At 62.4% G+C, this 14,709-nt stretch carries 16 protein-coding genes; 12 read left to right on the forward strand and 4 right to left on the reverse strand.

From position 1 onward, the window contains the following. Positions 1-24 precede the first annotated feature (24 nt). From obgE to AC2FME_RS09100, 3 genes are read left to right on the forward strand one after another with little or no spacing between them, the layout of a single operon-like run. On the forward strand, positions 25-1,059 hold the full coding sequence (gene obgE / locus AC2FME_RS09090; protein WP_005983058.1) for a GTPase ObgE: 1,035 nt from the start codon (positions 25-27) through the stop codon (positions 1,057-1,059). Next, positions 1,047-2,153 carry a glutamate 5-kinase gene (proB, locus tag AC2FME_RS09095; protein ID WP_496682943.1) on the forward strand — a complete coding sequence of 369 codons (1,107 nt, stop codon included), beginning with the start codon at positions 1,047-1,049 and terminating at the stop codon, positions 2,151-2,153. Before obgE ends, proB begins: the two co-directional genes overlap by 13 nt. A gap of 51 nt (positions 2,154-2,204) precedes the next feature. Continuing rightward, a complete protein-coding gene (locus AC2FME_RS09100; RefSeq protein ID WP_496800242.1) occupies positions 2,205-3,467 on the forward strand; it encodes a glutamate-5-semialdehyde dehydrogenase in 1,263 nt (420 codons plus the stop codon). 9 nt (positions 3,468-3,476) lie between these two features. Here the strand turns inward: AC2FME_RS09100 and AC2FME_RS09105 are convergent, their stop codons facing one another. Further along, complete coding sequence (locus AC2FME_RS09105) at positions 3,477-4,073, reverse strand: histidine phosphotransferase family protein (protein ID WP_496800243.1); 597 nt, start codon at positions 4,071-4,073, stop codon at positions 3,477-3,479. 46 nt (positions 4,074-4,119) lie between these two features. On the opposite strand from AC2FME_RS09105, the gene AC2FME_RS09110 reads away from it, so the two are divergent. The 5 genes from AC2FME_RS09110 to tsf all read left to right on the forward strand — a co-directional run bounded on the left by AC2FME_RS09110 (position 4,120) and on the right by tsf (position 7,908). Continuing rightward, positions 4,120-4,302 carry a DUF3553 domain-containing protein gene (locus AC2FME_RS09110; protein WP_496682951.1) on the forward strand — a complete coding sequence of 61 codons (183 nt, stop codon included), beginning with the start codon at positions 4,120-4,122 and terminating at the stop codon, positions 4,300-4,302. 108 nt (positions 4,303-4,410) lie between these two features. Next, positions 4,411-5,166, forward strand: a complete 756-nt coding sequence (olsB, locus tag AC2FME_RS09115) for an L-ornithine N(alpha)-acyltransferase (protein WP_496800244.1) — start codon at positions 4,411-4,413, stop codon at positions 5,164-5,166. Next, positions 5,153-6,007 carry a lyso-ornithine lipid O-acyltransferase gene (gene olsA / locus AC2FME_RS09120; RefSeq protein ID WP_496800245.1) on the forward strand — a complete coding sequence of 285 codons (855 nt, stop codon included), beginning with the start codon at positions 5,153-5,155 and terminating at the stop codon, positions 6,005-6,007. The genes olsB and olsA overlap by 14 nt, the downstream gene beginning before the upstream one ends. Positions 6,008-6,175: 168 nt before the next feature. Further along, complete coding sequence (gene rpsB, locus AC2FME_RS09125; protein WP_496800246.1) at positions 6,176-6,955, forward strand: 30S ribosomal protein S2; 780 nt, start codon at positions 6,176-6,178, stop codon at positions 6,953-6,955. Between the two features lie 77 nt (positions 6,956-7,032). Further along, complete coding sequence (gene tsf / locus AC2FME_RS09130) at positions 7,033-7,908, forward strand: translation elongation factor Ts (protein WP_496711098.1); 876 nt, start codon at positions 7,033-7,035, stop codon at positions 7,906-7,908. Positions 7,909-8,253: 345 nt separating this feature from the next. On the opposite strand, the gene AC2FME_RS09135 is transcribed toward tsf, so the two are convergent. From AC2FME_RS09135 to AC2FME_RS09145, 3 genes are all read right to left on the reverse strand, one after another. Then, positions 8,254-9,006, reverse strand: a complete 753-nt coding sequence (locus tag AC2FME_RS09135; RefSeq protein ID WP_496800247.1) for a helix-turn-helix transcriptional regulator — start codon at positions 9,004-9,006, stop codon at positions 8,254-8,256. Then, entirely contained in the window at positions 9,003-9,452 is a 450-nt protein-coding gene (gene aroQ / locus AC2FME_RS09140) for a type II 3-dehydroquinate dehydratase (RefSeq protein WP_496689279.1), read from the reverse strand. The genes AC2FME_RS09135 and aroQ overlap by 4 nt, the downstream gene beginning before the upstream one ends. A gap of 126 nt (positions 9,453-9,578) precedes the next feature. Then, a complete protein-coding gene (locus AC2FME_RS09145; RefSeq protein ID WP_496800248.1) occupies positions 9,579-10,580 on the reverse strand; it encodes an NADPH:quinone oxidoreductase family protein in 1,002 nt (333 codons plus the stop codon). 151 nt (positions 10,581-10,731) lie between these two features. Between AC2FME_RS09145 and AC2FME_RS09150 the strand changes: the two genes are divergently transcribed. Genes AC2FME_RS09150 through AC2FME_RS09165 form a run of 4 tightly spaced genes read left to right on the forward strand, consistent with a single transcriptional unit; the run spans position 10,732 to position 14,680 of the window. Next, positions 10,732-11,550 (forward strand): SDR family NAD(P)-dependent oxidoreductase, encoded by an 819-nt coding sequence (locus AC2FME_RS09150; protein ID WP_496741166.1) that lies wholly within the window; start codon positions 10,732-10,734, stop codon positions 11,548-11,550. A 24-nt stretch (positions 11,551-11,574) separates the two neighbouring features. Continuing rightward, complete coding sequence (locus AC2FME_RS09155; protein WP_496689285.1) at positions 11,575-12,612, forward strand: phosphotransferase; 1,038 nt, start codon at positions 11,575-11,577, stop codon at positions 12,610-12,612. A gap of 3 nt (positions 12,613-12,615) precedes the next feature. Continuing rightward, on the forward strand, positions 12,616-13,410 hold the full coding sequence (locus AC2FME_RS09160; RefSeq protein WP_496800249.1) for an IclR family transcriptional regulator: 795 nt from the start codon (positions 12,616-12,618) through the stop codon (positions 13,408-13,410). A gap of 52 nt (positions 13,411-13,462) precedes the next feature. Continuing rightward, complete coding sequence (locus AC2FME_RS09165) at positions 13,463-14,680, forward strand: serine hydrolase domain-containing protein (protein ID WP_496800250.1); 1,218 nt, start codon at positions 13,463-13,465, stop codon at positions 14,678-14,680. The last annotated feature ends 29 nt before the right edge of the window (positions 14,681-14,709 follow it).

Consider the following 14,709-nt stretch of genomic DNA (forward strand, 5'->3'; position numbering starts at 1 on the left):
GGGCCTTTGCAGTAGGGGACTGACATGAAATTTCTCGATCTTGCAAAGGTCTACATCCGGTCCGGGGCCGGCGGTAGCGGGTGCGTCAGCTTCCGACGCGAAAAGTACATCGAATACGGCGGCCCCGATGGCGGGGACGGCGGCAAGGGCGGGTCCGTCTGGGCCGAGGTCGTGGACGGGCTGAACACCCTGATCGACTTCCGTTATCAGCAGCATTTCTTTGCCAAGAACGGCCAGCCCGGCCGGGGCCAGCAGCGCACCGGCAAGGATGGCGACGACATCATCCTGCGTGTGCCCGTCGGAACCGAGATCTTGGACGAGGATCAGGAGACGGTGATCGCCGACCTGACCGAGGTGGGGCAACGTGTCCTGCTGGCGCGGGGTGGCAATGGTGGTTTTGGCAACCTGCATTTCAAATCGGCCACAAACCAGGCGCCGCGCCGGGCCAATCCGGGGCAGCCGGGCGTAGACCGTACAATCTGGTTGCGTCTCAAATTGATTGCCGATGTGGGGCTGCTGGGCCTGCCGAATGCGGGCAAATCGACCTTTCTGGCCGCCACCTCGAACGCCCGGCCCAAGATCGCCGATTATCCCTTTACCACGCTGCACCCCAATCTGGGCGTCGTCGGCGTGGACAACGTAGAGTTCGTGGTGGCCGACATTCCCGGCCTGATCGAAGGCGCGCATGAAGGCCGCGGCATCGGCGACCGTTTCCTGGGCCATGTCGAACGCTGCGCGGTGTTGCTGCATCTGGTCGATGGCACGTCTGAGACCATCGCGCAGGACTATCACACCATCATCCACGAGCTTGAGGCCTATGGCGGCGCGCTGGCCGACAAGCCCCGTATCACCGTGCTGAACAAGATTGACGCGTTGGACGAAGAACAGCTTGAACTGGCCAAGGCCGAGCTGGAAGAGGCCGTGGGTGGCCCTGTCATGACCATGTCGGGCGTCGCCCGGCAGGGCGTGACCGAAGTTCTGCGAGCCCTGCGCGCCCAGATCGACGAGAACCGCCTGCGCCAGAAACCCACCGAGGAGCGCGAGACGTGGCAGCCCTGACCGACGCAAAGCGCCTGGTGGTCAAGATCGGCTCGGCGTTGCTGGTCGATCGTGCGACCGGCAAGCTGCGTTCGGACTGGTTGCATTCGCTGGCGCAGGACGTGGCGTGGCTCAAAGGGCAGGGGACGGATGTGGTTCTGGTCTCTTCCGGTTCGATCGCCCTGGGGCGCGGTGTTCTGGGCCTGCCCGCAACCGCACTGTCGCTGGAGCAATCTCAAGCCGCTGCCGCCGTCGGGCAGATCCGGCTGGCGCGGGCCTATGAAGAGGCGTTGGCACCGCACAACATCACCACGGCGCAGGTTCTGGTGACGCTCGAAGACAGCGAGAACCGCCGCCGGTACTTGAATTCGCGCGCGACGCTGGAAACTCTGCTGGGTTTGGGTGTTGTGCCCATCGTGAACGAGAACGATACGGTGGCCACGGATGAAATCCGTTACGGCGACAATGATCGCCTAGCCGCGCAGATCGCCGTGACCGTCGGTGCGGACCAATTGATTCTGCTGTCCGATGTCGATGGATTCTACACCGGCAACCCTGCCGAGGACCTTTCTGCCACCCGGTTTGACGTGATCGACGCGATCACGCCCGAGATCGAAGCGATGGCCGGTGACGCCGGTTCCGGGCTGTCCAAGGGCGGCATGAAGACCAAGCTGATGGCCGCGCAGATGGCGACGGCGGCGGGCTGCGACATGGCGATTACGGAAGGATCGCCTTTGAACCCGCTGAAACTGCTGAACAATGGCGCGAACAGCACTTGGTTCAAGGCCAAGCTGGACCCGCATGCGGCGCGCAAACGCTGGATCTCGGCGATGAAGCCGCGGGGCGAGATCACGGTCGATGCAGGGGCCGCGCGCGCGCTGGAGAATGGCAAAAGCCTGTTGCCGGCCGGCATCGTCGAGGTGACGGGCGATTTCGGACGGGGCGACCCGGTGGCCATCAAGGACCACGAGGGCCGACGCATGGGATTGGGGCTCAGCCGCTACACCGCGTACGAGGCCGACGCCATCAAGGGGCGCAAATCCTCCGAGATCGAGGACACCCTCGGCTATCCCGGCCGTGCGGTGATGATCCACCGTGACGATCTGGCTTTGTAGCCGCGAAAACTGATAGATTTGGCTGGTCCGACGACCGGAAAGGCAGATGACATGAAGGACTTTGACAGCATTCCCGCCCTGATGGCCGATCTTGGCAAGCGCGCCAAGGATGCGTCTCGGGACCTGGCCTTCGCCTCGGCCGAACGCAAACACGCGGCGTTGATGGCCGCCGCCGAAGCCGTGTGGAAGAAGCGCGCGCAGATCATCGAGGCCAACAAGAAAGACCTGGACTATGGCCGCGAAAAGGGTCTGAGCCCGGCCATGATGGACCGTCTGATGCTGGACGAGGCGCGCATTCAGGGCATGGTCGACGGGTTGCGCACCGTGGCCGAACAGACCGATCCGGTGGGTGAGGTTCTGACCGAATGGGACATGCCCTCGGGGCTGAACATCCGCCGGGTACGCACCCCGCTTGGCGTGATCGGCGTGATCTATGAAAGCCGCCCGAACGTGACCGCGGATGCCGGGGCGCTGTGCCTGAAATCGGGCAACGCCGTGATCCTGCGCGGCGGATCCGAGAGCTTTCATTCCTCGACCACGATCCACGCCTGTCTGGTCGAGGGTCTGAAGGCCGCAAACCTGCCCGAGGATGCGATCCAGCTGGTCCCGACCCGTGACCGGGCGGCGGTGCAGGAATTGCTGACCATGACCGACTATGTCGACGTCATCGTTCCGCGAGGCGGCAAGGGGCTGGTCGGGCTGGTTCAGCGCGAGGCGCGGGTGCCGGTTTTTGCCCATCTTGAAGGGATCGTGCACATCTACATCGACAAGGCAGCGGATCCGCAGAAAACGCTGGACGTGGTGCTGAACGCCAAGACCCGCCGCACCGGCATCTGCGGGGCGGCAGAATGCCTGCTGGTGCATCAGGATATCGCGGAAACGCTGGGGCGCGACGTAATCGCCGCGCTGTTGGCCGCGGGCGTCGAGGTGCATGCCGCAGGTGCGCTGGCCACCGACGGCACTGTGCCGGCCAGCGATGACGATTGGGGCAAGGAGTTTCTGGACAGCATCATCGCCGCAAAACCGGTGGCCGATATCGACGCGGCAATCGCGCATATCCGCCAATACGGATCGAACCACACCGATTGCATCATGACCGAGGATCCGTCCGCCGCCGACCGCTTCTTTGAACGGCTCGACAGTGCGATCTTGATGCACAACGCCTCGACCCAGTTTGCCGACGGAGGTGAGTTCGGAATGGGCGCCGAGATCGGGATCGCCACGGGCAAGATGCACGCACGCGGCCCGGTGGGGGCGGCGCAGCTGACCAGCTTCAAATACCTGGTGCGCGGCAACGGCACGACGCGCGCCTGAGTCGCCGCGTCAAAACCGCAGCACCACGCGGGTCGCGCCCGTCTCGGCCGTGACCCGTCGGCCCTGTGCGGCCGCCGTCTGCGGCAGCAGGGCGAATTGCACCTGCGCCGGCGTAACCTTGTTGGCGAATGTGCCGGTCGGAAGGCTTTTCCACAGGACCGGATCCACATTCATGCGGTCGGCCGTACCAGTGACCGTCCATTTGTCGCCCACGCTATCGATCTTGACCTCGCCGCCCATCGGCATGGCGCTTTCGCAGCACATGATGGCCAGAAAGGCCAGTTTGATCTGATTGCGCGGCATCGCCTCGGTGACGTTCCAATGCACCCAGACACGGCCCGCACGCTCGACATCACGCAGCAGGTCCGTCACTTCACTGCGGCCCAGCGGCTGATCGCTGGCCGCGCCAAAGGCCACGCGGAAGAACCGGATTCGCGCCCCGGCGCTGCCCACGCTGCCTGTGATCAGCTCCATCTCGGGGCCTTGGGTGCCGCCAACCATTTCCAACAGCTCCAGCCCATTGGTGATCGCGCCGATCGGGCTGATCAGATCGTGGCAGATCCGAGAGCCGATCAACTCGGCCAGGTTGACGTTGGTGTCGCCCATGCGTACCTCCTGAAATATCCGCCCATGCACGACCCGGAGCCGCCGCATGACAGATATGAATGCCATTCTTGCACCGGGCATGTATGTCCGCCACCCCGATTTCCCCGATTGGGGTGTTGGACAGGTCCAGTCCAACATCGCGGGCAAGATCACCGTGAACTTTCGCGACCAGGGCAAAGTGGTGATTGACGGAACACGCATCGCCTTGATGCCGGTTCTTGATCCCTGAAACTGGTTTAGGAAAGGTTAACGGTGCTCGCCACCCGGTTCGTGTTGCCATTCGCCGTGCGGCTGCGGTATCAGCGCTGAGATCGCAACTGGAAACCGACCTTGCCAAATGCCGGACGCAGGCCTTTCATTCAAAGTCAAACTTGCCGAAACCGATGACGAACTGCGCGCGGCGCAGCGACTGCGTTATGAGGTCTTCGTGCAAGAACTGGGCGGCGGTGGTGAGATGGTCGATCATGCCGAACGCCTTGAGCGCGACCGGTTCGATCCGTATTTCGATCACATGCTGGCCTATGACGACTCGACCGGTGCGGTTGTCGGCGTCTATCGCCTGCTGCCCGGAGACCGGGCGGCCGAACTGGGCCAGTTCTATTCCGAAGACGAATATGACCTGACGGTCCTGAAGCACAGCGGGCGCAAGCTGCTGGAGCTGGGCCGGTCATGCCTGCATCCCGATTATCGCGGCGGAACCGCGATGTATCATCTGTGGAACGGGCTGGCGCGCTATGTGGCCGAGCGGGACATCGAGGTTCTGTTCGGAGTCGCCAGTTTCCACGGAACCGACGTGCAGGCGCTGGCGCAGCCCTTGTCGATGCTGCACCACAACCACCTGGCCCCGCCAGAACTGCGCGTGCGGGCGCAACCAGACGTGTTTCAAAGCATGGACCTGGTCGCCCCCGACAAGCTGGACCGCCGCGCGGCGATGGTGCAGGTGCCCGCGCTGATCAAGGCCTATCTGCGGCTGGGCGGGTTCGTAGGGGAGGGGGCCTTCATCGACCGCGCCTTCAACACCACCGATGTCTGCCTGATCCTGGACACCGCGCGCATGAACGACCGGCAGAGGCGCATCTATGGCGGAGCGTGACGTGACGAACCAGGCGCTTTGGTACAGCGACGACGCCCCCGACCCGGTCCGGCTGGGCCTGCTGGGCTGGGTTCTGGTGCTGGTGCGCGGGCTGCCGTTGGCGCTGTTGGTGGTCGTTGGGCTGATCGTTCTGCTGACCATCCGCCTGTTCGAACGCCCCCTATGCGGGATACGCCGCCCGGTTTCGGCCTTTGTCCCGCAATTCGTGTCGCGCAACGCATTTCGTATCCTGGGCATCGGTTTCCAGACCTCGGGCGCGTTGATGCGACAGCACGGCGCGGTTGTGGCCAACCATTCATCGTGGCTGGACATCTTCGCGCTCAATGCCCGAAAGCGGGTGTATTTCGTGTCCAAGGCCGAGGTGGCCAAATGGCCCGGCATCGGCTTTCTAGCCCGCGCCGCCGGGACCGTGTTCATCGAACGTGACCGCAGAAAGGCCCACGCGCAGACCAAGCTGTTCGAAGAGCGCCTGAAAGCCGGGCACAAACTGCTATTCTTCCCAGAAGGCACCTCGACCGACGGGTTGCGGGTTCTGCCCTTCAAAACAACGCTTTTTGCGGCGTTCTTCGCCGAGGAACTGCGTGACTTCATGTATGTTCAGCCGGTGACGGTGATCTATCATGCACCAGCCGGGCAACCGGTCAGGTTCTATGGCTGGTGGGGCGACATGGATTTCGGGCCGCATCTGCTCAAGACACTGGGCGCGCGGCGTCAGGGGCGGGTCGAACTGATCTATCACGCGCCGGCCAAGGTCAGCGATTTTCCCGACCGCAAGGCGCTGGCGGCCCATTGCGAAGAGGCCATCCGCCATGCGCACGCCTTGGCGCGCCCTGAAAAATAGGGGCGGTTACCCCTTGCGTTGCCCGATATCCTGCCGTATACGCGCGCCATTCAAACCCGCAGGCGGGGTTTGGCCGTTTTGAGGGAGACATCCTCATCACGGCCGCCGGTTGGAGCAACCGCTTCTTTCACCCCCGCCAAGGCGTAAACCGGAAAAGGAAAACACAGCATGGCTCTTCCCGAGTTCACCATGCGTCAGCTGTTGGAAGCTGGCGTTCACTTCGGCCACCAGACCCAACGTTGGAACCCGCGCATGGCTCCGTACATCTACGGCGCGCGCAACGGCATCCACATCATCGACCTGACCCAGACCGTTCCGATGCTGGACCAGGCGCTGCAGGCCGTTCGTGACACCGTCGCCAAGGGCGGGCGTGTTCTGTTCGTGGGCACCAAGCGTCAGGCTGCTGGCCCGATCGCCGAAGCCGCCGAGAAGTCGGCCCAATACTACATGAACCACCGCTGGCTGGGCGGCACGCTGACCAACTGGAAAACCGTTTCCCAGTCGATCCAGCGTTTGAACCAGATCGACGAAGCCATGGAAACGGGCGCCGAAGGCCTGACCAAAAAAGAGCGTCTGGGCATGGAGCGTGACCAGGCCAAGCTGCAGGCCTCGCTGGGCGGTATCCGCGAGATGGGCGGCGTTCCGGATCTGCTGTTCGTCATCGACGTCAAGAAAGAAGCCCTGGCCATTGCCGAAGCCAACAAGCTGGGCATCCCGGTCGTGGCCGTGGTTGACACCAACTGCTCGCCCGATGGCGTGGACTATGTGATCCCGGGCAACGACGACGCAGCCCGCGCGATCGCGCTGTACTGCGACCTGGCAGCACGCGCGGCGCTGGACGGCATGTCGGCGCAGCTGGGTGCCGCTGGCGTCGATCTGGGCGCATTGGAGGAAGCTCCGGCAGAAGAAGCCGTGGCCGAAACCAGCGAAGCCCCCGCCGAGGCGTAAGCTGCCTGTCACATGACTGACATATGGGGCAGGGTATGACCTGCCCCAATCCCATTTGAATTGAGGAGAGCCGAACCATGGCAATCACAGCAGCACTGGTGAAAGAACTGCGCGACGCGACGGGCGCAGGCATGATGGACGCCAAGAAGGCGCTGACCGAAACCAATGGTGACATGGATGCCGCCGTAGACTGGCTGCGCACCAAGGGTCTGGCCAAAGCGGCCAAGAAATCGGGCCGCACCGCGGCCGAAGGCCTGGTGGCCGTCATCGTCGATGGGGGCAAGGGTGTTGCCGTCGAAGTCAACGCCGAAACCGACTTCGTCGCCAAGAATGCCGAGTTCCAGGAAATGGTCGGCGAGATCGCAAAAGCGGCGCTGAATGTCGACGATGTCGAAGCGCTGAAGGCCGCCGATCTGGGCGGAAAGACCGTTGCCGACATCCTGACCGACAAGATCGCCAAGATCGGCGAGAACATGTCGCTGCGCCGGATGGCCAAGATCGAAGGCGACAGCGTGGTGTCCTATGTGCACAACGCCGCAAACCCCGGCATGGGCAAGATCGGTGTTCTGGTTGCTCTGTCGGGTGGTGACGAAGCAATCGGCAAACAGATTGCTATGCACATCGCCGCCGTGAACCCGGCTGCTCTGTCTGAAGCCGATCTGGATCCGGCCGTGGTCGAGAAGGAAAAGCAGGTTCAGATGGACATCGCCCGCGAATCCGGCAAGCCCGAGCAGGTGATCGAAAAGATGATCGAAGGCCGCATGAAGAAGTTCGTGGCCGAGTCGACCCTGCTGAACCAGCAGTTCGTGGTGAACCCGGACCTGACCGTCGAAGCCGCGGCCAAGGAAGCCGGCGCAACCATCACCGGTTTCGTGCGCCTGGAAGTGGGCGAAGGCATCGTGGTCGAGAAAGAAGACTTTGCCGCCGAGGTCGCCAAGGCCGCGCAAGGCTGACCCGGCCAGCGCCCGGCAATTGTGCCGGGCCAACCAGACCGAACCGGTTGCGCCCCGCGCAGCCGGTTTTTTTTAGTGCGAAAGTCGGAAGAAGAATGTCGGGAGGCCTCGCTACTAATGGGGATGGACGAGGCCCCCCGTGATTACCAACAACGGATCGCGGACGAATAAGCGCCCGTCGCCAGAGGTGGTCGAACTGCCTTGGAAATACAAGGATCCGACCCAATGTTCCCTGGCCAAAGCCACCACTCACGGAACGATATCACTGTGCGATTTTGGGGGCGTTCGGGAAAGTCATGTATTCCTTACCTAGCGTCAACTTGAAGTTGGGCGCGGGTGTGCAGGTTAGGCTTCCATGACGAATATCTGATTGTGCAGCGACGCCTTCAGCACGGCTTGGGCCGTGGTTTCGACCGATAGCGCCTCGCGCGCGAGACGCAGGTGTTTTTCGACCGTGGCCGAGGTCAGCCCCATCAGCAGCGCGATGTCCTGCGTCGTCTTGCCGTCTCCGACCCACTCCAGCGCCTCTCGTTGCCGTTTGGTCAGCGCGCGGTTCGGCGGAACATAGGGCAGGGTGAGGATCTTGAGATGCGCGACATTGTTCATGAGCAGGATATCGGCACCATGCTCGGCCCAGATCGCGTCCAATTCGTCCTGCGTGCGGCTCAGCGAGGCCAGCGAGATCGCACCCTTCGAGCGAACCGACACCGAGGTAAAGCTGACCGTGTAACCGACTGTTATTCCCTTGGATTTGTTGAAATCGTAGACCTTACGCTCCTCGGCCGTCATGGTGCCGCTGGACATCATATCCTGAATCATGCGCCAACTGGCCGCACCTTCGTGATTCAGGGCCCATTTCAGCATCGGCGCGTGGAAATACAGCCCATCGCGCAGGAACCCGTCCATGTATTCCTTGCAGTGGTTGGTCAGGATCACGAAATCTTCGGGATCTCCCAGCGATGTAGGCGTGCGGTATTGAGTATGGCCATACAAAAGCCGATCGAACCCGTATTGCTCCATCTGGTCGGTATGAGCGGCCCAGAGCTCTTCTAGGGTTTTCACATAGCTCAGGAAATTCAGATACTCGCCTAGGTTCATGCGCCCCCCGTGTCCTGCAAATGAGCGGCAAGGGCGTCCAAAGCCAGAACATAGCTCTGTGCGCCGAAACCGCAGATCTGCCCGAGCGCGACCGGCGCGATGTAGGATCTGTGCCGAAAGGATTCGCGTGCATGGATGTTGGACATGTGCACTTCGACCACCGGTAACTGGACGGATGAGATCGCATCCATCAACGCGATCGAGCTGTGCGTGTAGGCGCCGGCGTTCAGGATGATGCCATCATGGACACCGCGTGCGGCATGAATGGCATCGATCAGGGCGCCCTCATGGTTGGACTGAAAGGTTTCGACCATCACGCCGATGGCTTTGCCATGCGCAACGCACTGGTCTTCCAGCATCTGCAGGGTCGCATGGCCATAGACCTCGGGTTGCCGGCTGCCCAGCAGATTCAAATTCGGCCCGTTCAATACAAGAATACTGTGCATTATCATCCTGTCCCCATGCCTTTTCATAACCTTGAATCGCGCATGCGTCTACAAAGCCTGCTCGCATGAGGCGAACAAGGAGAATCGCACTGGCATTTTTGTTTTTCGGTATGGCCGCGTAGGCGTTCAGGCTGTCTCTATCGTGACCACAACTTTCCCGAGCACCGAACGATCCTCGATCAGTTCAAGCGCCTTGCCCGCCTCTTCGAGCGGAAATTTCGCGGTTATACGCGGTCGGATCTTACCTGCCAGGTACAGTCCGAACAGCTCGTTGACGTTTTCCGCATGGCCCTTGGGGTCACGAAACACCGACGCGCCCCAGAACACGCCGACGATTTCGCAGCCTTTCAAAAGGGGCAGGTTGAGGGGAATATTGGGAATGCCGGCCGGGAACCCGACCACAAGATACCGGCCTTTCCACGCCATCGCCCGCAAGGCGGGTTCGGCATAGTCGCCGCCGACCGCGTCATAGACGATATCTACGCCTTCACCACCCGCAAGTTTCTTGATCTCGGCAGACAGGGCTTTTTGGGCTTCGCGATCGATGTCGCGGGGATAGACTAGGGTTTCGTCTGCGCCCAGGTCGCGGCAGAAATCGGCCTTGTCCTGCGAGGACACCGCTGCAATCACCCGTGCGCCCATAGCTTTGCCCAGTTCCACCGCCGCCGAACCGACGCCGCCCGCGGCGCCCAGCACCAGCAGGGTCTGGCCAGGCCGCAACGCCGCGCGGTCCTTGAGCCCATGATACGAGGTGCCATAGGTGAAGATGAAGCCTGCGGCGTCTTCGTAGGACATAGAATCGGGAAACCTGACGGCGCTGGTGGCCGAAACGCAGATCTGTTCGGCAAAGCCGCCATGCCCGGTCAGGGCCAGCACACGGTCGCCGACCTCCAGATCCGACACGCCATCGCCCAACGCGATCACGTCGCCCGCAATCTCGCCGCCGGGGGCAAATGGGCGGGGCGGCTTCATCTGGTACAGATCGCGGATGATCAGCGTGTCGGGAAAGTTAACGCCGGCGGCGCGGACGCGGACAGCAATCTGACCCTTTTTCGGCGCGGGATCGGGCAGGGTGTTCAGTTTCAGGGTTTCCGGACCGCCCGGGGCGACGCTGAGTAAAGCTTGCATTTGGTATTCCGATCCTCGTCATCTGTTGGCTTGAAGGTCCGATTGCGGCGCGATGTTGTCAAGGAAGTTGTGAAATGCAATTCTGCACAGTGAAACGGATCGCGGCCGATCGGCAGGACGAATCGAAAAATTCGGATTGGGGAGGAGAGCCATGACACCAGACAACCTGTTTTCTCTGAACGGAAAAACGGCGTTGGTTACCGGAGGCGCCACGGGAATCGGGCGCATGGCCGCCGAGGCTTTGGTGCGCGCCGGCGCGCGCGTGCTGATTGCCTCGCGCAAGGGCGCGGACTGCGCGGCCGTGGCCGATGAACTCAACGCGCTGGATGCGCCGGGTCGCGCCGAAGGGTTTGCCGGGGACGTCGGCTGCGAGGACGGGATCGACGCGCTGGTATCCGAGGTCAACACCCGAACGCAACGTCTTGATATCCTGATGAACAACGCGGGCGTATCCTGGGGCGCACCTTTGGGGCAGTTCCCCTATGACGCGTGGGACAAGGTCATGTCGGTGAACGTGACCGGTGTGTTTCACCTGACGCAGAAACTGCTGCCGCTGTTGATCAAGTCCGGGTCCGATGATGACCCGGCCCGGGTGGTCAATGTCGGCTCGGTCATGGGCGAGGTTCCGATGGGCGATGGCGCCTACAGCTATTCGGCCTCGAAAGCGGCGGTGATCCACCTGACCAAGATCCTCGCCAAAGAGCTGTCGCCCCACCGCGTCACCGTCAATGCGTTGGCACCGGGGCCGTTCGTATCGCGGATGACCGCCTTTGCTACGGCGGACGAGGACAAACGCGAGAAGGTCGGGAAATCGGTGCCGCTGGGCCGTGTGGGTCGTGATGAGGACATCGCGGGATCGATGCTGTTTCTGTGCGGGCGCGGCGGCAGCTATGTGACAGGCGCCGTGATTCCCGTCTCGGGCGGTATCAACGTTCTGACCGGGGGGAACATCTTTGCCGATGCCATGTAACGGTCTCCGAACAGGACGGGTGACATGACCCAAGGCTCCAACGAACTGGACCTCGCTGCGGTCGATGCCTATCTGGGCGCGCATCTACCGGGCTATCGCGGCCCGCTCGACGCCACCAAATTCGCGGTCGGGCAATCCAACCCGACCTACGAATTGCGGACACCGGAACGGCGCTATGTCCTGCGGCGCAAACCGCCGGGCGCGTTGCTGAAATCCGCCCACGCCGTTGACCGCGAATACCGGGTGCAACGCGCTTTGGCCGACAGCAATGTGCCTGTGCCGCGCATGTTGCTGTTGTGCGAAGACGAGTCGGTGATCGGCTCGGCCTTCTACGTCATGGAGCGGCTTGAGGGGCGCATCTTCCTTGAACCCACGATGAAAGGCGAAAGCAACGAAACCCGCGCCGCGATCCTGCACGAGATGAACCGGGTGCTGGCCGAGTTGCACATGGTCGACATCGATGCGGTCGGCCTGTCAGATTATGGGCCGACGGGCAACTACTATGAACGGCAGATCTCGCGCTGGACCAAACAGTACCGCGCATCCGAGACCAGTACCATCGGTGACATGGATCGGTTGATCGGCGCGCTGACCGCCTCGATCCCCGAGGAGGACGGGCAGAGAACGCTTGTTCACGGTGACTACCGTATCGACAATCTGATGTTTGACACCGTCGGCACCCGCTGCGTGGGCGTTCTGGATTGGGAGTTGTCGACGATCGGCCACCCCTATGCCGATCTGGCCGCGGTCATCATGCAATGGCAGATGCCGCCCGGAAAAGAGGGGCGCGGCCTGGCCGGCATAGACCGCGCAGCGCTTGGACTTCCGTCCGATGCGGAATTCATCGCCGAATACTGTGCCCGGCGCGGGTTGTCAGGAATCGACAATTTCGGCTTTTACCTGGCGTTCAATTTCTTCAGGATGGCGGCCATCCTTCAGGGGGTCTACAAACGGGCGCTGGACGGCAATGCATCCGACCCGACCCGCGCACAGGCTTTCGGCGCGTATGTTCCGATCTTCGCCCAACACGGGCTTGCGGCCCTGGAATCGCGGGGCGATTGACCAGTGACCACCCGTCGGGCACAGCTGGAACCAGATGAAAAGGACCGCAACTTCGTCACGGCCCTGGCTCGGGGGCTGCAGATCCTGCGGGCATTCCGGCACGGCGATACCGCGCTGACCAATACCGACTTTGCCGACCGCACCGGCCTGCCAAAGCCGACCATTTCCCGGTTGACGCATACGCTGTGCCAATTGGGGTACCTGGTGCAGGATCAGCCCGGCGGCGCCTATCGTCTGGGGGTCGGAGTTCTGCGGCTGGGCTTCGGCGTTCTGGGCAGCACCGATATCTGCGAACGCGCTGGCGAGGTTCTGCGTGAACTGCGCGACGGCGCCAACCCATATCTGACGGCGGCCCTGGGCGAAGCGCACCGCGCCGAGGTCGTCTATGTAGCCGTCAGCCGATCCACCCAGAACGTCGCGCTGACGATGCATGTCGGTTCACGGTTGCCGCTGTTCTCGTCGGCGATGGGGCGCGCCATTCTGGTGGGCATGACGCCCGATCAACGCGCTGCCGCCGTCGAGGCGGCCCAGCAGGATCTGGGGCTGCAACGCGACGATCTGCAGCGATCGATAGAAATGGCGCAGGATGAATATGTTGCGCGCGGATATTGCACCGGTTTCTCGCTGTGGCGGGATGACGTGCACGCAATTTCGGTGCCGGTTCCTTCGGCGGATGACGGGCGGGTGTTCGGCCTGAACATCGGCGGCCCGAGCTTTTATGTGACGCCCGAAGAGCTTGCCTCTGAACACGCCGCCAAGCTGATCGACGCGGCCAGGCAACTGAGTCTGCGGCCATGACGGTTGCCACACGCCCCTGCATTGGTGGATTTACTATCAGGGAGGTCGCGCCATGACCTTTGCCCCTACACGGCTGGAACGCATCAATTCCTGGATGCAAGCCTATGTCGATAGGAAAAAATATCCCGGCTGCTCGGTTCTGCTGCGCCACGGCGGCGACGAGGTGCATTTTCACGCTTGCGGTCAGCGCAACATCGAGGCGGGCTTGCCTTTCAGGCGCGACACGATCGTGCGCATCTATTCCATGACCAAGCCGATCACCTCGGTTGCGTTGATGATGCTGGCAGAACGGGGACTGTTTCACCTAGATGCCCCGGTGTCCGAGTTTTTGCCCGAATTCTTGGACATGCAGGCGCTGATCCCGAATGCGACACGGTTGGATCAGACCGAACCGGCGCCGTCGCCGACATTGCACCAATTGCTGACCCATACCAGTGGGTTGAGCTACCCGTTCAATCCGGGCCTTCTGCCGGCGGAGATGGACGCGCGCGACCTGATCTTCAAGCCCGATCAAGGCTGCCTTGCCGATCAGGTGCAGGCGCTGGCCGACCTGCCGCTGGCCTTTCAACCGGGCGCGCGATGGGAATACTCGGTGGGCATCGACGTGATCGGGCGCGTGATCGAGGTTGCATCGGGCCAGACTCTGGACCGGTTCCTGGCCGAAAACGTATTTGCGCCGCTGGGCATGACCGAAACCGGGTTTTCCGTTCCTACGGGGGCAGGGGAGCGGTTCGCGAACCTGTACACCCCGCTCGAAGGCGACGCGATGGCTCTGAATGCCGCCAAAGCAGGCAATGAGACGCTGCGGTTGGTCGATCAGCCCGGCGAGTCCGCCTTCGAGGCAGCTACGCTGTTTTCCGGTGGCGGCGGGCTGGTCGGTACCATCGACGACTATGCCCGCTTCGCCGATATGCTGCGCAACCGGGGCACCGGTAACGGCAATCGTCTGCTGGGGCCAAGAACCGTGGAATTCATGGTGCGCAACCACTTGCCGGGCGACATTGCATCAATGGGACCGCAGAGTTTCGCCGAACAGCCGATGGAGGGCATGGGGTTCGGCATCGGCGGTGCAGTGGTTTTGGACCCGGCCCGCGCCCGCACGCCCGGCTCGGTCGGAGATTTCAGTTGGGGCGGCATGGCGTCCACATTTTTCTGGATCGACCCGGTTCTCGATCTGACCGTGGTGTTCTTCACGCAACTGGCACCGTCCAGTTCCTATCCGTCGCGATCTCAGTTGAAGGCACTGGTCCAAGCCGCCCTGATTGAATGACCGTCGCGGGGCTGCTAGGCGAGGCCTGA

It is taken from the genome of Ruegeria sp. BHSC026 (assembly GCF_059613065.1).